Annotated in this window: 18 protein-coding genes and 3 pseudogenes; 9 read left to right on the top strand and 12 right to left on the bottom strand. The window is 63.9% G+C overall.

What is annotated here, in order from left to right:
* Positions 1-776: 776 nt before the first annotated feature.
* The 6 genes and pseudogenes from mbnA to K3F48_RS12100 all read left to right on the top strand — a co-directional run bounded on the left by mbnA (position 777) and on the right by K3F48_RS12100 (position 7,216).
* Positions 777-872, top strand: a complete 96-nt coding sequence (gene mbnA, locus K3F48_RS12125; RefSeq protein WP_255608890.1) for a methanobactin — start codon at positions 777-779, stop codon at positions 870-872.
* A gap of 145 nt (positions 873-1,017) precedes the next feature.
* Positions 1,018-1,851 (top strand): annotated as a pseudogene (gene mbnB / locus K3F48_RS12120) (methanobactin biosynthesis protein MbnB).
* Positions 1,823-2,410 (top strand): methanobactin biosynthesis protein MbnC, encoded by a 588-nt coding sequence (gene mbnC, locus K3F48_RS12115; protein WP_222575694.1) that lies wholly within the window; start codon positions 1,823-1,825, stop codon positions 2,408-2,410. Before mbnB ends, mbnC begins: the two are co-directional and overlap by 29 nt.
* The gene (mbnM, locus tag K3F48_RS12110; RefSeq protein ID WP_222575693.1) at positions 2,407-3,759 is read left to right on the top strand and encodes a multi antimicrobial extrusion protein MatE; all 1,353 of its coding nucleotides are present in this window, start codon (positions 2,407-2,409) and stop codon (positions 3,757-3,759) included. The genes mbnC and mbnM overlap by 4 nt, the downstream gene beginning before the upstream one ends.
* A 33-nt stretch (positions 3,760-3,792) precedes the next feature.
* Entirely contained in the window at positions 3,793-5,406 is a 1,614-nt protein-coding gene (mbnF, locus tag K3F48_RS12105) for a methanobactin biosynthesis FAD monooxygenase MbnF (protein WP_222575692.1), read from the top strand.
* 40 nt (positions 5,407-5,446) lie between these two features.
* A complete protein-coding gene (locus K3F48_RS12100) occupies positions 5,447-7,216 on the top strand; it encodes a carbamoyltransferase N-terminal domain-containing protein (RefSeq protein WP_222575691.1) in 1,770 nt (589 codons plus the stop codon).
* On the opposite strand, the gene K3F48_RS12095 is transcribed toward K3F48_RS12100, so the two are convergent.
* Positions 7,201-7,863 carry a hypothetical protein gene (locus K3F48_RS12095; RefSeq protein ID WP_222575690.1) on the bottom strand — a complete coding sequence of 221 codons (663 nt, stop codon included), beginning with the start codon at positions 7,861-7,863 and terminating at the stop codon, positions 7,201-7,203. The genes K3F48_RS12100 and K3F48_RS12095 overlap by 16 nt on opposite strands.
* A gap of 36 nt (positions 7,864-7,899) precedes the next feature.
* Here K3F48_RS12095 and K3F48_RS12090 point away from each other — a divergent pair, with 36 nt between their 5' ends.
* Positions 7,900-9,258, top strand: coding sequence for a hypothetical protein (locus tag K3F48_RS12090; protein ID WP_222575689.1), 1,359 nt, complete (start codon positions 7,900-7,902; stop codon positions 9,256-9,258).
* A 291-nt stretch (positions 9,259-9,549) separates the two neighbouring features.
* On the opposite strand, the gene K3F48_RS24885 is transcribed toward K3F48_RS12090, so the two are convergent.
* The 7 genes and pseudogenes from K3F48_RS24885 to K3F48_RS12050 form a co-directional block, all read right to left on the bottom strand.
* Positions 9,550-9,783, bottom strand: coding sequence for a hypothetical protein (locus K3F48_RS24885; protein ID WP_370631410.1), 234 nt, complete (start codon positions 9,781-9,783; stop codon positions 9,550-9,552).
* 70 nt (positions 9,784-9,853) lie between these two features.
* Positions 9,854-10,257 (bottom strand): annotated as a pseudogene (locus tag K3F48_RS12075) (transposase); the annotation flags it as partial.
* Between the two features lie 143 nt (positions 10,258-10,400).
* Entirely contained in the window at positions 10,401-11,555 is a 1,155-nt protein-coding gene (locus K3F48_RS12070; RefSeq protein WP_222575688.1) for an SRPBCC domain-containing protein, read from the bottom strand.
* Positions 11,552-13,249 (bottom strand): MFS transporter, encoded by a 1,698-nt coding sequence (locus tag K3F48_RS12065; protein ID WP_255608888.1) that lies wholly within the window; start codon positions 13,247-13,249, stop codon positions 11,552-11,554. Before K3F48_RS12065 ends, K3F48_RS12070 begins: the two co-directional genes overlap by 4 nt.
* A 41-nt stretch (positions 13,250-13,290) precedes the next feature.
* Positions 13,291-13,638, bottom strand: coding sequence for a helix-turn-helix transcriptional regulator (locus tag K3F48_RS12060; RefSeq protein ID WP_159289268.1), 348 nt, complete (start codon positions 13,636-13,638; stop codon positions 13,291-13,293).
* Positions 13,639-13,816: 178 nt separating this feature from the next.
* Positions 13,817-14,020, bottom strand: a pseudogene (locus tag K3F48_RS12055) (transposase); the annotation flags it as partial.
* 379 nt (positions 14,021-14,399) lie between these two features.
* Positions 14,400-14,936, bottom strand: a complete 537-nt coding sequence (locus tag K3F48_RS12050) for a TetR/AcrR family transcriptional regulator (protein WP_370631409.1) — start codon at positions 14,934-14,936, stop codon at positions 14,400-14,402.
* 167 nt (positions 14,937-15,103) lie between these two features.
* Between K3F48_RS12050 and K3F48_RS12045 the strand changes: the two genes are divergently transcribed.
* On the top strand, positions 15,104-16,531 hold the full coding sequence (locus tag K3F48_RS12045; RefSeq protein ID WP_222575686.1) for a coniferyl aldehyde dehydrogenase: 1,428 nt from the start codon (positions 15,104-15,106) through the stop codon (positions 16,529-16,531).
* Between the two features lie 264 nt (positions 16,532-16,795).
* Here K3F48_RS12045 and K3F48_RS12040 read toward each other — a convergent pair whose 3' ends face one another.
* Positions 16,796-17,560, bottom strand: coding sequence for a transporter substrate-binding domain-containing protein (locus tag K3F48_RS12040; RefSeq protein WP_222575685.1), 765 nt, complete (start codon positions 17,558-17,560; stop codon positions 16,796-16,798).
* Positions 17,557-18,597 (bottom strand): GTP 3',8-cyclase MoaA, encoded by a 1,041-nt coding sequence (gene moaA / locus K3F48_RS12035; RefSeq protein ID WP_222575684.1) that lies wholly within the window; start codon positions 18,595-18,597, stop codon positions 17,557-17,559. Before moaA ends, K3F48_RS12040 begins: the two co-directional genes overlap by 4 nt.
* Before the next feature lie 135 nt (positions 18,598-18,732).
* Between moaA and K3F48_RS12030 the strand changes: the two genes are divergently transcribed.
* Positions 18,733-19,110 (top strand): gamma-butyrobetaine hydroxylase-like domain-containing protein, encoded by a 378-nt coding sequence (locus tag K3F48_RS12030; RefSeq protein ID WP_222575683.1) that lies wholly within the window; start codon positions 18,733-18,735, stop codon positions 19,108-19,110.
* A 99-nt stretch (positions 19,111-19,209) separates the two neighbouring features.
* Here the strand turns inward: K3F48_RS12030 and K3F48_RS12025 are convergent, their stop codons facing one another.
* Together K3F48_RS12025 and K3F48_RS12020 are read right to left on the bottom strand one after the other, a co-directional pair.
* Positions 19,210-19,794: a L,D-transpeptidase gene (locus K3F48_RS12025; RefSeq protein WP_222575682.1), complete on the bottom strand. Its 585-nt coding sequence runs from the start codon at positions 19,792-19,794 to the stop codon at positions 19,210-19,212.
* Between the two features lie 200 nt (positions 19,795-19,994).
* Positions 19,995-20,402, bottom strand: a complete 408-nt coding sequence (locus K3F48_RS12020) for a MucR family transcriptional regulator (protein ID WP_222575681.1) — start codon at positions 20,400-20,402, stop codon at positions 19,995-19,997.
* Positions 20,403-20,507: the final 105 nt, after the last annotated feature.

The following is a 20,507-nucleotide window of genomic DNA, read 5'->3' as shown; positions in this document are numbered from 1 at the left end:
GGACCCACGCCAATACGAGATAATACTATGCCTATCTTGAACCGGACAGCCGTGCGACAAGCGCGGCCATGACGCTGAAAACTCTCTGCTCGTTAACCCGAATTCGGAGCCCTGATTGTCGAGTGCGGGAGCGAGGGGAAGGACGGGCGAGCGCCGGAGCAGGCGCACGGATGGCCGCAATCGCCCTCGAACGACCGGGGCTGCCGTCGCGACACTCGCCTTCGCGATGCGTCGCACCGACCGAGCGCCGCAGCGCTCGCCGGCGGGGAGACGGTCGGCGCGAAAAGGCGCGCCCCGACGGCGACGTGGCTCATTCGCGATAATGACGATCGATCGACCTCGCCGGCCAGCGGAGGGGCACCGCCTCCGTTCCGAACGTTTGTTCTCCTAGGCGGCTCAAATCGAAAAAATTGTTTCACGGCATGTCCGATTCGCGCCGGCTCGCCCGTTCTGTTGTATGACGACGCGTTTTTTAGGAGAGCGTATACATGGCTGTTTTTCTGCGACGTCGTCGCTGTATGTCGTCGTATTTGCACGTATATACATCACGAAAGATGTACTATTGTGCTAACTATCAAGTATTTGCATATAAATGCGCCGTCGCATAACGTATGTATGTGTGCAGTTGGCAATTATGGCGAGCGCTCTATGAATGCGCTGGCCGCAAGATTCTGAGATACCGCTCGGTTTGACGTTACGAGCGGCGCAGACGACAGTATAGAGACGTGAATCTTTTTATTGTCGATCCATAATCAACGTCACAATGGAGAAGTCAGATGGCTATCAAGATCGCTACGAAGAAGGTCCTCCCGGTCATCGGTCGCGCCGCCGCGATGTGCGGCTCGTGCAACACCTGCAAGACCGGCTGCTGATCTGGTTCTCGCGGGCGCCGTCCTCCGATTTCGGGGGGCGGCGTTTTCATGGGCTCGAGCAGGCGGAATTTGCGGCGGACGCGCCGCGCGCCGACGTGTCATCGGTGGAAACTGTCGAAATCCCGACATTCGGATGGAGGGCGAATTGAAAATCGGCTTCAATTTCACACTGCCCGGCTCGCTCGGCATGGTTCAGAAAATGATCAAGGCGCGCCAGATCGATTATGTGGAGCTGCTGATCGATAATTTCCTTCATCTCCCGCCGCAGGAGCTGATCGACGCCTTCGATTGCCCGGTCGGCTTTCATATGATGCTCTCGAAATATGCCGAGAACGATCTCGAAACCTAGAAGAAATTCGGAGATCGAATTCGCTTCTTCATCGAAGAGATGAAGCCTATTTATGTGTCCGACCACGTCCTCTATTTCGTGCATGACGGGACGGAGCTCTTCCACCTCGGCGAGGTCGATTACATCAAAGAATACGACCGGCTACGGGAGCGGGCCGCGATCTGGCAGGACATGCTGGGGACGCGACTCTATCTGGAGAATTATCCGTCGATCATGGACGGCGCCTGGGATGCGCCGGCGTTCTACGAGCGCCTCAGTCGCGACATCGGCGTCGGCGTCTTGTTCGATGCGTCCAATGCGATCTGCGCTCAACACAACTCCGGCGCGCCGGTCGAAATGTGGAAAAACATCATCGAATCGACGCAGCATTTTCACGTCGCGGGATATGGCACGGCCTACATCGAGCCCCGCGTCAAGGTCGATTCGCACGACCGCGAAATGGCCGACGACACGCTGGATTTCCTGAGACGGATGCGAAGCGCCTTCGACAAGCCCGGCGCGACGATCACCTATGAGCGCGACTTCGAGCTCGATTACGATTCGATATCCCGCGATCTGCAGAATCTGCACGACATTTTCGACAGCGAGGAGGAAAAGCGTCATGAATCCCTTGCCGACTGCGCCGGTTAGGATCGATGCGGAGCTCTACGACGATCTGTGGAATCCGACGCGGCAAGGCTCCTATCCGGAGGACTCTCGCGCGTTCGTCCGAATCGACATCAGCATTCGTTCCTATTGGCATACATTGTTCGACACATGCCCGCGGCTGCTCGATTTCACCGGGCCCGACGGACACGATATCTACATGCCCTTCATGGCATGGGCGATCGAGAGGAAGCTGACGTTCGGCTGGAGCTTCTTTCTCTGGGTCTATGAATGGCTGCTGCAATCGGAGTTTCGCGATCGGCTGGGAGAGGAGCAGCTCCTGCCGATCATGACCGCGGCGGCGACCCGATGGATGATGCTGGACCGCGACACCGACAAATGCCAGCTCATTCTAGGAAGCCGCTCGCTCGACGGGGCGGCTGTCGTCGCCGCCAAGATCGATAGCGTCTATTGCGGGCTCGAGCAGGTTCAGCATGTCCGCTTCGATACGCCGCTTCCCGCTCCCGAGGGCGAGTTCGGATATTTTGTGACGCCGACCTTCGACCTCGACTACTTCCCCGGCTGGAGCCCCATACCGCGATGACGGTCGTCGACAAGAGCTTCTGGCGAGGATATTGGCCGCTGCTCTCGGCGCTCGGCGTGGCTCAGCTGACTCAGCAGGCCGACATCGTCATGGTCGCACGCCTCGGCGGCGGCGCCTCGGGCGCTTATGTGATGCTGACGCGCATGGCGATCGTCGACATCGTGCTGATGGCGGCGATCGGCGCCGTCGCATCGACGCTGATCCCTCAGGCGGAGCGGAGCGGCGACACGCCCCGCGTCACCGCACAGGTCCTCATCGTCGCATCGATAACCGGCCTCTGCTGTTGCGGGTTCGGCCTCGCCTTCTACCCCGGCTTGGTCGGATGGCTCTTTCACGACGCCGAAATCGCCGGTCCCCTCGGCGTGAGCGTGTTCTGGTTCGCGCTCGCGGCGCCCTTTCGATTCTTCGGCAGCACAGCCGCTTTCGTTCTTCACGCATTGGCCGATGGACCGAGGGTCGTCCGTTGGAGGCTGATCGAGGCGATAGCGAAGATCGCCGGCAATCTCCTGTTCATGAATGGTCTGGGCATGGGACTCGCGGGATGCTTCGTCAGCGGTTCGCTCGTGGCGATCCTCTCCTCCTTCTGGTGCTGGCGCGTCCTCGCGCAACGAAACGCGCTGTCGCTCGTCGTTCCGGAGCGCGCCTGGACGCTGCGTTTTCTCCGCTCCACGGCGTGGGAGTCGCAGCGCATCCTGACAATGCAGGCGGCGATCTTCGTCTGTCTCAGCCTATTCGCTGCGCCATGGCTCGGGACATATCATATCGCACGGATCAATTCCTACGCCGCGGGCCAGACGCTGATCCTTTTCGTGTTCGCGCCTTTCATGGCGCTCATGCGATATCTCGCTTATCGATTGCCGGAGCGAAATGGCCGCGAATACGACCCCATCATAAGAGCGTTGTGGCGTCACGGCGCGATCGTCGTCTTTCCCTTCGCCGCGGCTCTGATCGCGTGCCGGGACCCGTTGGGAGGCCTTTATGGTCAACAGGGGCCATGGTGGTCGGTCTTCATCCAGGCGCTCGCTCTGTCCTTGCCGCTCCGTTACGCGACCAACGTCCTGCGCGCGGTTTCTCAGGCGCGAGGGGACTTCACCACGGTCGCGAAAGCGGACAGCGCGTCGCTCTGGCTATTCGGCGTTCCGCTCGTCGCTCTCGGACTTCATCTCGACTCGCCGGCGATCGCCTATCTGTCCCTGATCGTTCCAGAGGCGGCATGCGGCGTATGGCTCTGGCGCCGTCTCCACGGGACCGAGATGCAGCGCGCATGGCCGACGTTCGAGAAATTGCGCGATCTCGCAGGACTGCACGTCGATCTGTGGAGAACCATCTGGAGCCGAGCGGAAAAATAGGACTCCCCCCGCAATGCGAAAGAGGCTGCGACCATGACTCTCAGACACGTGCCTGTCCTGATCGCGGGCGCAGGATATTCTGGACTGACGACGGCGTTGCTGCTCTCGTCTCGCGGCGTCCCTTGTCTCCTGGTCGAGCGCCGTTCGACGCTGTCGAGCCACCCGCGAGCGCATGGTCTCAATCTCCGCAGCCTCGAACTGCTGCTATTGATTCCCGGGCTCGAATCCGAACTGCAACGGGCCAGCCGGGCGGCGCCCGGAGACAACACGACGATCATCGCGGAAAGCCTCACCGACCCGCCGATCCGAACGCTCGGCGCGCCCGGGTGGTCGGACACGAGTCGGCTATCGCCGGCGAGGATGTGCAGCGCCGGCCAAGATCGGGTCGAGCCGATCCTGCTTCGGCGCGCGCGCGAACTCGGAGCCGATATTCGCTTTTGCACAGAGCTCGTTTCCTTCACGCAGGACGAAAACGGCGTTCGCGCCGTGCTGCGCGACGCGTCCGACGGAGGAGAAACCACCGTCCTGGCGGACTATCTCGTCGCGTCAGACGGGAGCGGCAGCGAGATTCGAAAATCGCTCGGCGTCGGAATGGTCGGGCGGGACGGCGTCTCGCATGCGGTTTCGATACTTTTCGAAGCCGATCTCGCCCGCGCGCTGGCCGGCCGCGGCTTCCTGCTGTGTTATATTCGCAATCGGGAGTTCACGGGCGCTTTCGTTAGCTGCGATGATCAAGATCGCGGTCAGCTCAATGTGGAATACGACCCGCATCGTGAGAGTCCTTCGGATTTCGATGCGGCGCGCTGCGAGCATGTGGTGCGGGCGGCGCTCGGTCAGCCCGATCTCGAGGTGCGGATTCTCGACGTCATTCCCTGGCGCATGTCGGCGCTCCTCGCCGAGCGAATGCAGGTCGGCCGCGTCTTTCTCACGGGGGATGCGGCGCATATCATGCCGCCGGTCGGCGGGCTCGCCGGACAGGCCGCGATTCAGGATGCAGCCGATATCGCCTGGAAGCTGGCGATGGCGATCCATGGCGAAGCCGGTCCGGCCCTGCTCGACACCTATGAGCCCGAGCGACGTCCGGTCGCGCAGCTCGCCATAGCGCGCGCGACGGAGAATTATGTCGAGCGCATACGCGGCGATCGCGCAGAGCTCTCGGATGCGCGCGGCCGGGTGAACTATCTCGATGTCGCCATGAGCTATCGATACCGATCCTCGGCGATCTGCCTCGAGGAGCCCGACGACGGCCGCGTCGTGGACGACACTTTGAGACCGAGCGGTCGTCCCGGCTCACGCCTCGCGCATGTCGCTCTCCTTCGCGACGGCGCGCGAATCTCGACGCACGACATCGTCGGTCGGGGGCTCGTGCTATTCGCCGGGCCGTCCGGGGGGGCATGGATCGCCGCGGCGTCGCGCGCGGCGGAAGCGACGGGCGGCGCGCCGTTGACCGCGTTTCAGATCGGCGTCGATTTGATCGAGGAGGACGATTCGTTCCTCACGCGTACCGCGATCGGCTCCGGCGGCGCATTGCTCGTGCGCCCTGACGGCTTCATCGCCTGGCGCGCGCTCGACGAGCCATCCGACCCCGTCGCAGTATTGGCCAGCGCGATTACGCGCGTCCTGTGCATCGATTCGTCGGAGGGATGAGACATCGCGCCGCCGAGAAGGCGAGAAAACGGGAAACTCGATGAGCAAAAGCGTCATCCTCGGCATATCGGCCTTCTATCACGACGCGGCGGCGGCTTTGCTGGTCGACGGCCGATTGGTCGCAGCGGCTCAGGAAGAGCGCTTCACGCGTAAGAAGCACGACCCGGATCTTCCACTCAACGCCATTCGCTATTGTCTCGATCGGGCCGATGTCACGATCGACGAGGTCGAATGCGTGGCCTATTATGAGGACCCTTACGCGAAGCTCGGTCGCAACATATGGCTCGGATTGCCCGATCTCCCGATCGCCACGCCGAAATCGCTCTATCGCCTCAATCCACATCTGCCCGAGCAGAGCATTCGCGAGCGCCTCGGTTTCGAAAGAGAGATTCTCTTTTACGACCACCACCTCTCCCATGCGGCGAGCGCCTACCATTATTCCGGTTTCCGAGAGGCCGCCATTCTGGTGGCCGACGGCGTCGGCGAGTGGCGGACGTTGAGCTTCTACAAAGCCGAAGGCGCGAGGATCGAACTCTTGGGCGACGTGTCGTTCCCGCATTCGATCGGTCTCCTCTACAGCGCGATCACCGCCTATCTCGGCTTCGAGGTGAACGACGGCGAGTACAAAGTGATGGGGCTCGCGCCTTACGGCTCGGACAAATATGTTCCGCACATCAGAAAGCTGGTGCGTCGCTCCGACGGCGGATCGTTCGAGCTCGACCTTTCATATTTTGCATTTCTGCGCGAAGAGAAAATGTATTCGGAGAGGCTCGTCGAGCTGTTCGAGCATCCTCCGCGTCGCAAAGAATCGGAACTCACGGATGTCCATGCCGACATCGCCAAGAGCCTGCAGATCGTGCTCGAGGAGCTTCTTCTCGAAAAGGCCGCGCATCTCCACACACTTTATCCGAGCGAGAATTTATGCATGGCCGGCGGGGTGGCGCTGAATTGCGTCGCCAACGCCAGGATTCGGCGCGATGGTCCTTTCGAGAGGCTGTTCGTGCAGCCTGCCTCGAGCGACGCCGGAGGCGCTCTCGGCGCCGCCGCGCTCGCATATGCGGAGCGTCACGGCGGATGCTCATCTGGGCGAGCTCTCGACCATGTGTATCTCGGGCCGTCATTCACCGATCGCGAGATCGGCGCGATGTTTTCGGCCAGGCATGTTCCTGTCGAAAATTATACCGCGGATGTCGAGCGATTGATCCAGGCCGCCGCGCGGCGATTGGCCGATGGCCAGGTCGTCGGATGGTTTCAAGGCGCCATGGAGTTCGGGCCGCGCGCGCTCGGCAATCGCTCGATCTTGGCGGATCCCCGCCGCCCCGAAATGCGTGACCGCATCAACGCCTCGGTCAAGATGCGGGAAGCGTTCCGCCCCTTCGCCCCTGCGACGATTTTGGAGCGGACGCCCGAGCATTTCGATCTCGACCATGAATCCCCCTTCATGTTGGAGACCTGCCGCGTCATTTCCGCGCTCGACCTTCCGGCGATAACGCATGTCGACGGCTCGGCGCGGATCCAAACGGTCGAAGCCGGTCGAAATCCACGCTTTCATGCGCTGATCGAAGCGTTCGGCGTCCTGACCGGCTGTCCCATCCTGCTGAATACTTCGTTCAACATGCGAGGCGAGCCCGTTGTCTGCACGCCGCTCGAAGCGCTCCTGTGCTTCATCAGATCGGATTTGGATTGTCTCGTTCTCGGCGGATTTCTGCTCGATAAGACAGCGGTTCCGCAGCGCTGGTCGGAATGGTTTGCGAACACGCGCCCAGAGCGTTTCGAGGGCGTCAGCAATACGGTCTACACATTCCTGTGAACGAGGACGGTCTCGTGGAAGATTTCGACAGGACGAAGTTTCTCGCGACGGAGCTCGCAAAACATCTGCGCGGTCGCGAAGGGGCGATGAGCTTGGCGCTCATGCAACGTCTGCGCTCGCGCATAGACGCAGAAAAGAAGTGCGAGGCGCCGGTTCGAACGAGCGAATCGAAAACCATCGGCGTCTGGAAGGCGTCCGCCGACGGCGGCTGGACACGGCAGATCGAGCGATTCGAGGAATGGCGATGCTGGGCCGATGTCGAATTCATTCCGCCGAAAGCCGACGGTAAGACTCGCATTCTGCTCATAGGCGAATCCGTTGCGCGAGGCTATTTTTTCGACCCGGCGGTCACTCCGGCGCGCATGCTTCGAACCCGGCTCGAATCCGCCTATCCGGGGCGGTTCGAGGTCGTCGACTTGGCTCGGATCGATATCAATCAATTCGCAATGCTCGACTTGATCGACAAAGCGAAGTGTCTGGAACCGGATTTCGTCGTCTTCTGGGGCGGGAACAATTGGGTCAATCGCGGCGAGCTCGAACCGCGGCACATGGATTGGCTTCTCGCCAATCTCGATCGCTACTATCAGGAAAGCCATCGCTTGTTCCTCGAAGAGCTTCTGCCGGCAGCAGCGGAGCGAATCGCGCATCGGTTGGCGCGGCTCGCGGAGGCCGGGAAGACGCTAATGATCGTTCCGGATTGGAATCTGGGACGCTGGCGTAACGAGCCCGGCGTCGCAATTCCGTTTCTGCCCGGCGGCGGGCATGGCCGCTGGTATAGGTTGCGCGAGGAAGCCGAGCGCGCGCTCGCCGAAGGCGATCTCGCCCATGCGCTCGAGATCGCAAATGAGATGGGTGCGATCGACGGCGGCTCGGGCGCGGATACATTCGAGATTCGGGCGCAGGTCGCGCTCGCGCAGAACCGTCCGGCCGACGCGCGGCGGGAGCTGGAAAAGTCGCGTGATGCGTTGGTGGGTCTGCCGATCCCGACGGGGCCGCGCTGTCCGGCGTCGCTGCAGGACGCCTTGGAGCGCGCAGCCACCGCGTCGGGCATGCGCGTGTTCGACCAACGCGAGAGATTCGCCGTCGACGGGCGCGAGCGCTACTTCATGGATTACTGCCATCTCTCCAGGGAAGGGCTGCTCGACTCGGTGCAGGAGATATTCTCGCATTTGCAGTCGGCTTTCGACTTGCCTGCCGCGACGCCCGAGAGCCCACCATCGGAATTTCCTCCCGAGGACGAGGCCCTGGCGCATCTTCTCGCCGCCGTGCACAATGCTCATCATGGCCAGAGCGACGCCGAAATCGGTTTTCATGTGCGCAAGGCGGTCGAGATCTTTCCGCAGATCCGCGACGACATCCACTCGCTGCTGGACGTCGTCAATCGACGAGCTCCTCGTTGGATGTGCGAGAGCTTCGAGCGATTGGCGAAGAAGGCCGTCGTGAATCGCTACCTGCATCCACGCAATCCGACGGAATGGGACAAATTCGAAGAGACGCCGTTGAATCGCGCGCTGTCGAGCGTGCTCGAGGAGGCGGAGGCGGCGGCCCTGAGCGAATTGATGCTGGCCGAACATTTCACTCCGTCGAAAGGCGTCGACCTGCTCGACTACCAATATCGCGCCCGCACCTTCCGTTCACGATTCGGCCATGGCTTGGGCTTGCCTGTCGGCTTCTTTCGCTCCTGCGAGCCGGTCAGCCGCTTCCGTTTGATCGCGCCGCAGTCCGCGCGCGTGACGCTGAAGATCACCTATCGGCTCGCATTCGATCCGACGCCTGGATGCGGACCAGAGGTAAGAGTGAACGGACGTGCGATTGCCGCGCTGGCGCCCGCGCGGTCCTGGGTCAGCTTCGTTATCGACGTGCCCGAAGAGGCGCTCGTCGGTGCCGGCCAAGAGGTGACGATCCATTGGCCCGAGCAGGATTTCGACTGGAGCGCGCATCGCAGGGAGATCGAATATTGCGTGAACTCGGGCGGGTTCGCCGACGCGCTTCCGATATTCGGCGAGGTCTTTCGGTTCCGGGCGACGTTCTCGACGCCGTGACGCCGTGTCGGCCGATCACTCTTCCATCGGCAAAAGGGCGTAAGCTGGGAGCGAAGGCTTATGCCGACCGCCCTTTTCTAGCAGAGGACAGCAAGGAGGAGGCAAGTCGGAGCGTGTCCAGGCGGCGCGCTTCGTTTCTTGCCTGCTCGGCGGTGAACTCGACGCCGTGTCGGCCGACCGTCACGCGATGGTCTCGGCCGCCCTGGCTGTATTGCAGGAGGTAGATGCGGCCCCCTTTAGGGGTCACCTTGCAGCCAAATCCGGGAATCTCGCTGTCCCAAAGACAAGGTGTCACGCACCGAAGGCTCGATCGCCTCGACCGTCCGCTTGGTGATCTTCTCCCGCATACCCGCTGGAAGCCTCGCCGCCGGTCAGGTCGAAGCCGATGACCGTTCCCGAGGCATCGGCTTTCGCGTGGATTTTCGTCGTGAAGCCGCCGCGCGAGCGCCCGAGCGCTTGCCCCTCTTGCCCCCCTTTTGCGCCAGCGGCGGAGACGTGAGCGCGGACGATCGTCGAGTCGAACATTTGGATGAGATGGGCGGAAGCGCTCATCGACGCGAGCGTGTCGAAGAACGCCTCGAACACGCCGGCCTTCGGCAGAAACCGGCCGCAGCTTGTAGTAGACGGAGCTGCGGGCGACGCCCAGCGCCTTCGCTTGCCGGGCGATCGGAAGATCGTGCTTACGGTCAATCATCTTTATGCGCTCAGCAATCCCGCTTTTGTGAGCGCGCCGGACAAAAAATCGTTCGCCAGCGTCAGTTCGCCGATCTTCGCGTGAAGCCCCTTCAGGTCGACGGCGGCCTCCTTCGGCTCCGTCTTCTCCGGCCCGAAAACGCCGGCCGCGCCTTCCAGCAACTGGCTCCGCCACGTGGTGATCTGGTTCGGGTGGACGTCGAACTGCTGCGCCAACTCGGCCAGCGTCTTCTCGCCCTTGATCGCGGCCAAAGCCACTTTCGCCTTGAAGGCCGGAGAATGCGTCCGGCGGCTCCGCTTCGTCATCGAATGCTCCTGATTCGCAGCGAGAATCCTCGCCGCTGTCAGGCAGAAAATCCACTCAAGCTACTGTCCGAATTTCCAGGGCCGGCTCTCTCTCCGCCGGGCCGTGATCCGCGACGAAACCCAGCAGGAGGAGAGGCGGACTCTCAAGTCTCCCCGCGCTTCAGGCGCGCCAGATACTCCTCGCGCGTCATGGATCTCGATCCCGCCTCCTCGCGCCGAACCCGATCCCGGCCCGGGAGGACGTCGCGGAGGACGTCCAGATTCTTCCAGGGCGCCATCTCGTCCCCGCGCGGCTCGCCCGGCACGAAGGGGGATGTTTCCGTGCGCTGATAGCGATGCACATAGCGCGAGCAGTTCACGAAGGCCTCATAGACCTTCACCACCAGCAAAAGCTCCGCGCCGGGAAAGGCGGCGAGCTCCGCCTCGTCGCGCACGAGGCGCGCGGCGCCGTGGATGCGCAGCCGGTGCGGCTGCTCGAAATCGATGAACAGCAGTCCGACCTTCGCATTGGCGGCGACATTGCCCGCGGAGAGATACATGCCGTTGCCGTCATAGCTCGGCAAGACGAGGGTGTCGTCGTCTGGCGCTCGAACGAATCCCGGCGCCCCGCCCTTGTAGGAACAGGTCGGAAAGCCGCGATGGTCGACGGTGGTGAGGAACACCATGTCCCGTCCGGCGATGAAGGCCCTGTGCTCGGCGGTCAGCGTGCTCGTCACCATCATCTTGCGCAGGGCGTTGGCCAGCGGCCGGCTGTCGAAGGCGTCCTGCAGCGAGCGGTGCGACTCGCCATAGAGCTCGGCGATCGCCCCGAGCGATGGGCGAAAGGCGGGCTCGTCCGGCGGGGGAACGAGCGACCAGACGAGCCGGTCGAGGCAGATCGTCCACAATATGCGGTGCGTCGCGGCCGCATCCTCCCCCTTTAGCTCGCCGTGGGTGAGCGTCAGCTCGCAAGCGTCGGCGCCCAATGGGCGCAGATCGACGTCGACCCGCGTCGGCGGCCCGCACAAGCCGGCTGCGGCGCCCTCATATTCCCAGCTCAAGGCGATCCGCCGCTCCGGCGCGACCTCGATGTAACGGCCGCAGAGCCGATAGCGCGTTCCATCCGGATCGAGGCCCTCCAGCCGGTATGCGCCGCCCGGACGCGGGTCGATGACCGCCTCCCGCAGCGCCCCGGCTCCCGGAATCAGCCAGCGGACCAGCCATTTCGGGTCCGTCCAGGCGGCGAATATCCGTCCCGCCGGCGCATTGACGCGGCGGACCAGGACGAGCGAGACCGGGCGACCCGCGGCGCCGGTCATGTCACGTTCTCCAGGGCGCGGCCGCGTGTCTCGGGCAGGAACAGTCCTCCGACGATGAGGGCGACCAGCAGGACGCCGGCCGCGTACCACAGGCCCGCATAGAGATCGCCCGTGGCCGTGAAGGCGGCGAAGGAGATCGCCGGCAGGAAGCCGCCGAACCAGCCGCCGATATTGTAGGACATCGCGAAGGCCGTGGTGCGGATGCGGGTCGGGAACATCTCCGCCATCCAGGCCGAAAGCGGGGCGGACGCCATTGCGACGAAGACGCTGAGGGCGGCCATGAGCGTGATCAGCATCGACACATTGGTCAACTCCGGCGCGGCGCGGGCAGGATATCCCGCATCGGCCAACGCAGCGGCGAGGGCGACGTCGAAGGCCTTGGCCTGCTGCGTGAAGGCCGCCCGGTCGAGCCCGACGCCCTCGAAGGCGGGAACCACCGCGGCGCCGATCTCCACCTCAGCGACGCGGCCCGGCGACGCTGCGCGATTGGCGTAGGGCACGCCGAGCTTGGCGACGGCGCGCCGGGCGATGTCGCAGGGGTTGCGGAACTCGGCGAGGCCGAACGGATCGAACTGGGGGCTGCACGTCGCCGGGTCGGCCGCCACCGTCACCGGATGCGTGGTCATCGCCGCCGCAAGGCGCGGGTGCGCATAGTGGGTGACGCCGAGGAACACCGGATAGGCGGCGAGCGCCGTGCCGATGAAGCCGGCGAGCACGACGGGCTTGCGGCCGATCCGATCCGACAGCCAGCCCGCCAGGATCATGGCGGCGATGAAGACCACGCTGTAGCCGAGGATGGTGTAGTGCAGCAGGAAGGGATCGATCTTGAGGTTCAACGCCAGGAGGTAGATCGGATAGGAGCCGGTCGCGATCGCGACCGACTGGCCAGCGGCGGCGCCGAACAGGACGAGCAGCGCTACGCGCAGATGGTCCCAGCGGCCGAACGCCTCGCGTAGCGGCGTCCGCGAGCCGCCGCCCGACCGCTTCATGGCCAGGAACACCGGAGATTCCTGCAAGCGCAGCCGGATATAGACCGAGACCAGCATGAGCACGGCGGAGAGCAGGAATGGAATGCGCCAGCCCCAGGCCTCGAACGCCGTCTTTCCGAGCGCCAGCTCGCAGGCGAGCACGACCAGGATCGCCAGAGCCAGGCCGCTCGCCGCGGTGACGGCGATCGCGCTGGTGGCGAAGCCGCGCCGGTGGGCGGGGGCATATTCGGCGATATAGGTGACTGCGCCGCCGAACTCGCCGCCATAGGCAAGGCCCTGCAGAATGCGCAACGCCATGAACAGCAGCGGCGAGGCGACCCCTATCGCCGCGTAGCTCGGCAGCAAGCCGATGAGCACGGTCGACAGGCCCATGATCAGGATGGTGAGTAGAAAGGTGAATTTGCGCCCGGCGCGGTCGCCGAGGGGGCCGAACACCAGCCCGCCGAATGGGCGGGCGACATAGGTCACGGCGGCGGAGAGCAAAGTGAAGATATAGGCATAGGCGGGATCGAGCCCGGAGAAGAACTCGGCGGCGACGATCGCGGCCATCGGCCCGTAGAGCACGAGGTCATAAGCTTCGAAGATGGCTCCGAGAGAGGAGGCCACCACCACCCGGCGCAGGCTTCCGGGATCGGCCGCCTGGTCGGCGGCGGGCGCGGGCACGGACGTTGTGGCCCGTTCGCTCGAGAGGGCATTCTGGGTCAAGCGCTTCCTCCATCTTGTTTCTACCGGTTGACGCCCGACTCCTAGGGGCCCGTGTCCTCCGCCTTCATCTGAGCGACCACGGCATCCAGGGCGTCGAGGCGCTCGCTCCAAAAGCGTTCATGCGCATCGAGCCAGTTCCGGGCGGCGTCGAGACCACGGCGGTCGAGGCTGCACATCTGATGACGGCCCTGCTTGCGTCGGATGACGAGACCCGCTCGTTCCAGCACCTTCATGTGGTTGGAGACAGCGACGAAGGAGATCGGAAATGCGGGAACGATTTCTCCAATGCTGCGCTCGTGTTCGGTCAGCATGCGCAGGATCGCCCTCCGGTGCGGGTCGGCCAGAGCGTGAAAGACCGTGTCGAGCGTCGCCTCAGAACATTTAATCATCTTATTAAATATCATCGCCCGCGACGTCGGTTGTCAAGATGGAGTGCAGAATAAAGGGCCACGCCTCTGCGGAAGGACGAAGGCGCCGACAAGACGAGCTATGCCGGAAAGTGGGTGATGACGGCGTGAGGAGAGCGGCGTAACGGGGTTGGTGTCCAGCCGACCCGAACCTCCAAGAGGCGCGCGTCTCCCAATCGCGATCACGATAGCCGTTGCGCTGAACACGGCGGTCCGCCGAGCGCTCGCCGTGGGCGGCGCCGGTCAGGGCGCCGACTTCGAGCTCCATCAGCCGCTCGGCGGCGAAGCCGATCATCTCACGCAGGAAATCCGCGTCCGGGGACTTTTCCAGCAGGGCGCGAAGGTTCATCATCTCGTCGGTCATCGGTGTTCCTCGGTTGCGTTTCGAATCGCAAACCGATGCTACCGGAGAACCGCCGATGACCGCCCAGCGGCACTCGGACGCGCTGCGCGGCGGCCTACGGCCTCCGCTCCGCGCGCCCGAGCGCCGCTGCTACACCTCTCCAAGGGGCACGATCCGTCTCCTCTCCAATCCTTCATCGAGGGGCTGGGCCGATACCCTTCGGCTGACGCGCTTCTTCTTCTGTGGGCGGCTATGTTCAGCCGCTCGCATGCGCAAGCGGCGCTTCGAATATCCGGTTTACGCAGAACCCACTACATAGGTGCGCCGTCGCCATTCTTTCTGCCGCAGCAATGCGCCGAGCGTGATTGACATTCGTGCGGGTTCCATTGGCGGCTCGACTTCACTCCTCTAGCCCTTCGAGCAGTGCAGCGAGCGCTGCCTCCATGGCGTCCGGTCCGACTTTCGCGGGCGGAAGCAATCCGCCGATGGCGAGCATGGTGAGCCCGTGCACCAGCGCCCAGCATGTCGTTGCTTGACCTTGAATGGGCCGTTTTCGTAAGACGCCTTCCTTCTGTCCGCGCTCCAGCGTTTCGAGCATGACGCCGAATGCAGCGAGCGCGCGTTCGCCCGAGTGGATATCCGCCGCCTTGCCCGCATCGGCGCCGAACATCAGCCGGTAGAGAGCCGGATTGGACGTTCCGAACCCGACATAAGCATGCGCCAAAGCAAATAGCTCCTCGCGGTGCGAGGCGAACGGGCGGCGCTCGGCCGCCGTCAGTTTTTCACGGAGGCGGTCGAAGCCGAGCATGGACATTTCAGCAAGCAGGGCGCCCTTGTCGGAAAAGTGCTTATAGGGAGCGGCATGGCTTACGCCAGCGCGACGCGCAACCTCCCGCAGCGTGAATTGCCAGCCCTGCTCCTCGTCCAGCATGCCCATCGCCGTCTCGATAATCGTCCGTCTCAAGTCCCCATGGTGATACGGGCGGTCGGATGTCTCCTGCATGGGTCCTCGAAGTTGTCAGTGACAACATATGTAGACGTCGCCTACTTTTAGGCCTATGTCAATGAGAGAAAGTTTTCACTGTCAACATCGAAGGAAGCGCCATGAACGCCACTTCCGAAATCCGAACCGACGCCCAATTCGGCGATATCCTCGCCCGTCAGCGCGCCGCCTTCCTGCACGATGGCCCGCCTCCGCTCGGCCGACGCCGGGCTGATTTGAAGAGGCTCAGGGCCGCCGTCATCGCCCGACGACCTGCCATTGAAGCGGCGTCGAACGCCGACTTCGGCCATCGCTCGAGGCATGAAACGGCGATGATGGAGATAATGACCTTGGTCATGGGCATCGACTATCTTCACCGCAATTTGCGCCGCTTCATGCGGCCGACGCGTCGGCATGTCGCGCTGCCCTTCCAGCTCGGCAGCGCACGCATCGAGTATCAGCCGCTCGGCGTCATCGGCGTCATATCGCCGTGGAATTATCCCTTCTCGCTGGCGCTGATGCCGCTCGCCACGGCGATTGCAGCCGGCAATCGGGCGATGATCAAGCCGTCGGAGCTCACGCCTGCGACAAGCGATCTACTCGGGACGCTGCTCGCGGAAATCTTCCCCGAGGAGCAGGTGGCGGTGGTGACCGGCGACGCAGCGGTGGGCGCCGCCTTCTCCGCCCTGCCGTTCGACCATCTGGTGTTTACCGGTAGCGCCTCGGTCGGGCGCGCGGTCATGAAGGCGGCCAGCCAGAACCTTGTGCCCGTGACATTGGAGCTCGGCGGCAAGTCTCCGGCGATCATCGGCGAGGGAGCCGCCATCGATCACGCGGCGGCGGGCGTCGCCTATGGCAAGCTCGCCAATGCGGGCCAAACCTGTGTCGCTCCGGACTATGTGCTCATAGGTGAGGCTGAGGTCGACGCCTTCGTCGCCGCCTATGGCGAGGCGGTAGCCGTGCAGTATCCAGATGGTCCGGCGAGCGATGATTATACCTCCATCGTCAATGACCATCACTATGCGCGTCTGACCGGCTTGCTCGAAGACGCTCGTGCGAAAGGCGCGCGCATCATAGAAGTCGGACAAAGGCCGAACGAGGCGCGTCGCCGTCCGCACACTATGCCGCCGACGGTCGTCGTCGGCGCGACGGACGACATGGCGATCATGCAGGAAGAGATCTTCGGCCCCATCTTGCCAGTCCTGCCCTATCGCGATATCGACGAGGCCGTCGCTTACGTCAATGCTCGGCCGCGACCGCTGGCGCTCTACTATTTTGGCGACAACGGCGAGAACCGCCGCAAGACGTTGACGCGCACCACCTCCGGCAACGTCACCATCAATGGCGCGCTGATGCACTATGCGCAGGACGATCTGCCCTTCGGCGGCGTCGGGCCCAGCGGCATGGGCGCTTATCATGGCATAGAGGGCTTCCGCTCGCTCAGCCATGCCAAAGGCATTTTCGACCAGGGGCGATGGAACGCAAGCACGCTTCTCCGCGCGCCCTTCGGGCAAATCGCCGATAAGATCCTCGGGCTGATGCTCCGTTAGGTCACCCGAAAACGGCGCTGTCGCCTCACAGGTCGCGGCGATGGCCACCGATCAAAAATCGCGCCACTGCTCGATAAGAGTCGCATTTCCGAATGTACAAAAATATCGATTGTTTGATTTCGATCAAGAGCAAAGATGCGCCTTCAAATTGTGGGTGGAGGCATGTCCGCCCTTGGAAATGACTTATGGTGAGTCGTTCGATGATGACGATCATCGCCCATTTTTAAGATCGAGCATGCCATGGTAGGGCTGCTTTGTTGGCGCTTATCTGAGCTCGAAGTCGAAATATCTGGCGCTTATCGCTCGAAGAGTTCCGTCGGCGATGATCGCGGCGAGCGCCGCGTCGACGCTGCTCTTCAGCGCGGAATCCTCCTTGCGCAGGCCGACGCCGAGCCCGGCGCCGAAATAGGCCGGGTCCTGCGGCAGATCGGCGGCGATGCGGCAGCAGCGCCCTTCCTTGCGGCTCTTCAGAAAGTCGAAGGCCGCGAGCTTGTCCGTGGCGACGGCGTCGACACGGCCTTCGGCGAGGTCGAGCATCGCCTCTTCCAGAGTCGCATAGCGGCGCAGCTCGATCTCCGGCAATTTGTCCTCGAAATAGGACTGTTGCGGACCATCGGCCGGCACGCCGACATGCAGGCCCTTCAACGCCGCGGCGTCGGCGCGCGCGAGCGCCGACGCCCGCTCGACGATCAGCGTCGAGGGCGTGCGCGCATAGGGCTCGGAGAAGGCGATGCGCTCGCGCCGCTCCTCGGTGATCTCCATGGCGGCGATAACGACGTCATATTGCTTCGCCGTGAGCCCTGGAACGAGGCTCTCCCATTCCTGCGTGACGAAGGAGCATTCGGCCGCAATGCGCTTGCAGATTTCGCGCATGAGATCGATCTCGAATCCGGCGAGCTGATTATTGGCGTCGAGATAGTTGAACGGCGGCCGTGCCCCCTCGCTGGCGACGCGCAGGCTTGAAGCGGCTCGCGCGCCGCAGGGCGCGAGAGCGAGCAGGGCGAGGACGAGCGCGAGGAGGCGGCTCATCCGCCGGTCGTGCTCATATGACGCGCGACCGCGGGGGCGCGCGTCGCGCGATCGATGACGAAATCATGCCCCTTGGGCTTGCGCGCGATCGCCGCGTCGATGGCGGCGTGCAGCGAGGCGTCGCTCGCGTCCGTGCGCAAGGGCGCGCGCAGATCGGCGGCGTCCTCCTGGCCGAGGCACATGAACAAGGTTCCCGTGCAGGTGACGCGCACGCGATTGCAGGATTCGCAGAAGTTATGCGAAAGCGGCGTGATGAAGCCGACACGCCCGCCTGTCTCGGCGATCCGCATATAGCGCGCCGGTCCGCCGCTGCGATAGTCGATCTCCTCGAGCGTGAAACCTTCGGCGAGGCGCTCGCGCACATGGGAGAGCGGGACATATTGGTCGATCCGCTCCGCGCCGTCGATCTCGCCGAGCGGCATCACCTCGATGAAGGTCATGTCCATGCCGCGCTCATGCGCAAAGCGGGTCAGGTCGACGAATTCCGACTCGTTCACGCCGCGCAGCGCGACGGCGTTCAGCTTCACGGCGAGTCCGGCGCGCCGCGCCGCCTCGACTCCCGCGAGCACGCGCGAATGGTCGCCCGTGCGCGTCAAGGCGCGGAAACGGTCGGGGTCGAGCGTGTCGAGCGAGACATTGACGCGCTTCACGCCGCAATCGGCGAGCGCCTGCGCATAGCGCTCGAGCTGCGAGCCATTGGTGGTCAGCGTCAGCTCCTCGAGCCGCCCGCCAACGAGGTGGCGGGAGAGGCGGCGGAACAGGCTCATGATGTCGCGCCGCATCAGCGGCTCGCCGCCGGTGATGCGCAGCTTGCGCGTCCCGCGCTCCACGAAGGCCGTGCACAGCCGGTCGAGCTCCTCCAGCGTCAGCAGGTCGCGACGGGGCAGGAACTCCATATGCTCGGACATGCAATAGACGCAGCGGAAGTCGCAGCGGTCGGTCACCGAGACGCGCAGATAGGAGATCGTCCGTCCGTAAGGATCGACGAGAGGGGCCGGCGCAGCCGGGTCATAGGCGATTGTCGGGCGCGGATTCATCGATAGACCGTCTCGCGGCGCGCCGCTTGGCGCGCAGCCTGCATCTACGGCCTATATATTTGGCGAAAGACGCCGCGTGAAGCCCCTCGGTCCACAGGGCGGGGGCGGCGCGGAACGGGAGCGAAGGAGGGGGACATGGGCGACGCCGACATTTGGCCGAGCGAGATACGCCTGCTCGAGGCGGGACGACGGCTGCGCGTGAGCTTCGAGAGCGGGGAGACCTTCGAGTTCTCGGCCGAACATTTGCGCGTGCGCAGCCCCTCGGCGGAGGTGCAGGGCCATTCGCCCGAGGAGCGCAAGACCGTCGGCGGCAAGCGCAATGTGGCGATCATAGCGGTCGAGCCGGTCGGCCATTATGCCGTGCGGCTCACTTTCGACGACCTGCACGACACCGGCATCTACACCTGGCCCTATCTGCACGCGCTGGGCTCGGGCGCCGAAGCCGATTTTTCCGCCTATCTGGGCGAGCTGGCCGCCAAGGGCCTGGATCGGGACCTGCCCGGGGAGCGCTGAGGCGCGCTCCCGTCGTGCCGCGTCCGAGCCTTTAGAGCGCTTTCCGATCGAACGGAACCGTCCGATCGATCAGAATTCGCTCCAATCAAGAAAACGGCTCTAGCGCTGGACGATGACGCGCGTGCCGACCCGCACGCGCTGGTAGAGGTCGACGACATCGTCATTGGTCATGCGGATGCAGCCGGAGGACACCGCCTGGCCGATCGTCTCCGGCTCGTTGGAGCCATGGATGCGATAGAGCGAGCCGCCGAGATACATGGCTCGGGCGCCGAGCGGATTCTCCGCTCCGCCGGCCATGTGGCGGGGCAGGTCGGGACGGCGGCGCAGCATCTGGGCGGGAGGCGTCCAGTCGGGCCATTCACGCTTGTTGGAGATGTAGCGCGTGCCGGACCATTCGAAGCCGGGGCGGCCGACGCCGACGCCGTACCGGATGGCCTGGCTGTTGCCGAGGACATAATAGAGCCGGCGCTCATTGGTGGCGACCACCACCGTGCCGGGCTGGTAACGGCTCGTGAAGCTCACGATCTCGCGGGGGATGGCGGTCGCCTGCGGCCGGCCGTCGGACGACTGGCCGCGCGTGGGGCCGAGCTCGAACAGCTCGCCGAGGGGGCCGCCGCCGTCATAGGCGAGAGCGGCCGAGCACGCGGAACCAAAAGCAATCAGAGCCACTGCGAAACGCCGCATGTTTCTTCCCCCGTTCCGGCATGATGAAAAGCTTCGGCGAGCCCTGCGCGCGCGACTGCCGCGCGGGAGGCGTTGCGCCGATCCGCGTTTTTGAGGTCCCGCACGCGCGCAAGAGAGGCGAGAGCGCGTGAGGCGATTTTCGGATTCCGGCGCGGCGCGTTGCGGCTGCGCGACGATCTCGGCGGCGGCGCGGCGCGTTTTTAGCGCGTGCGGCGGCGGCGCTGCTGGCCGAGGCCCATCTGCTTGGCGAGATTGGAGCGCGCCTTGGCGTAATTGGGGGCGACCATCGGATAGTCGGGCGCAAGACCCCATTTCTCGCGATATTCTTCGGGCGAGAGGCCGTATTGCGTGCGCAGATGGCGCTTCAGAGACTTGAATTTCTTGCCGTCTTCGAGGCAGACGATGAAGTCGTTGGTGACGGATTTGCGAACCGACACGGCGGGCTTGGGCGCCTCGACCGGCTCCACGACGGCGCCCGTGCCGACGCGCATCAGCGCCCCATAGACTTCGTTGATGAGCCCGGGAAGATCAGCCGCGGGAACGGAATTGTTGCTCACATAGGCGGAGACGATATCGGCGGCGAGTTCTATGTTGTTGGTCGAGGTCATTGCTTCACTCTTCACTTTCTTTCGTTTGGGTAAGCCGGTTTACCCTGGCGCGACCGAGCAGCCGACGGGACGGCGTCCGGAACAAGACTCGCGAGGGCAGATCAG

This window comes from Methylosinus sp. Sm6 (assembly GCF_019802345.1).
Classification (GTDB): Bacteria; Pseudomonadota; Alphaproteobacteria; order Rhizobiales; family Beijerinckiaceae; genus Methylosinus.
Note: the sequence above shows the minus strand (reverse complement) of the source record. Positions and strands in the feature narration are given on the sequence as shown.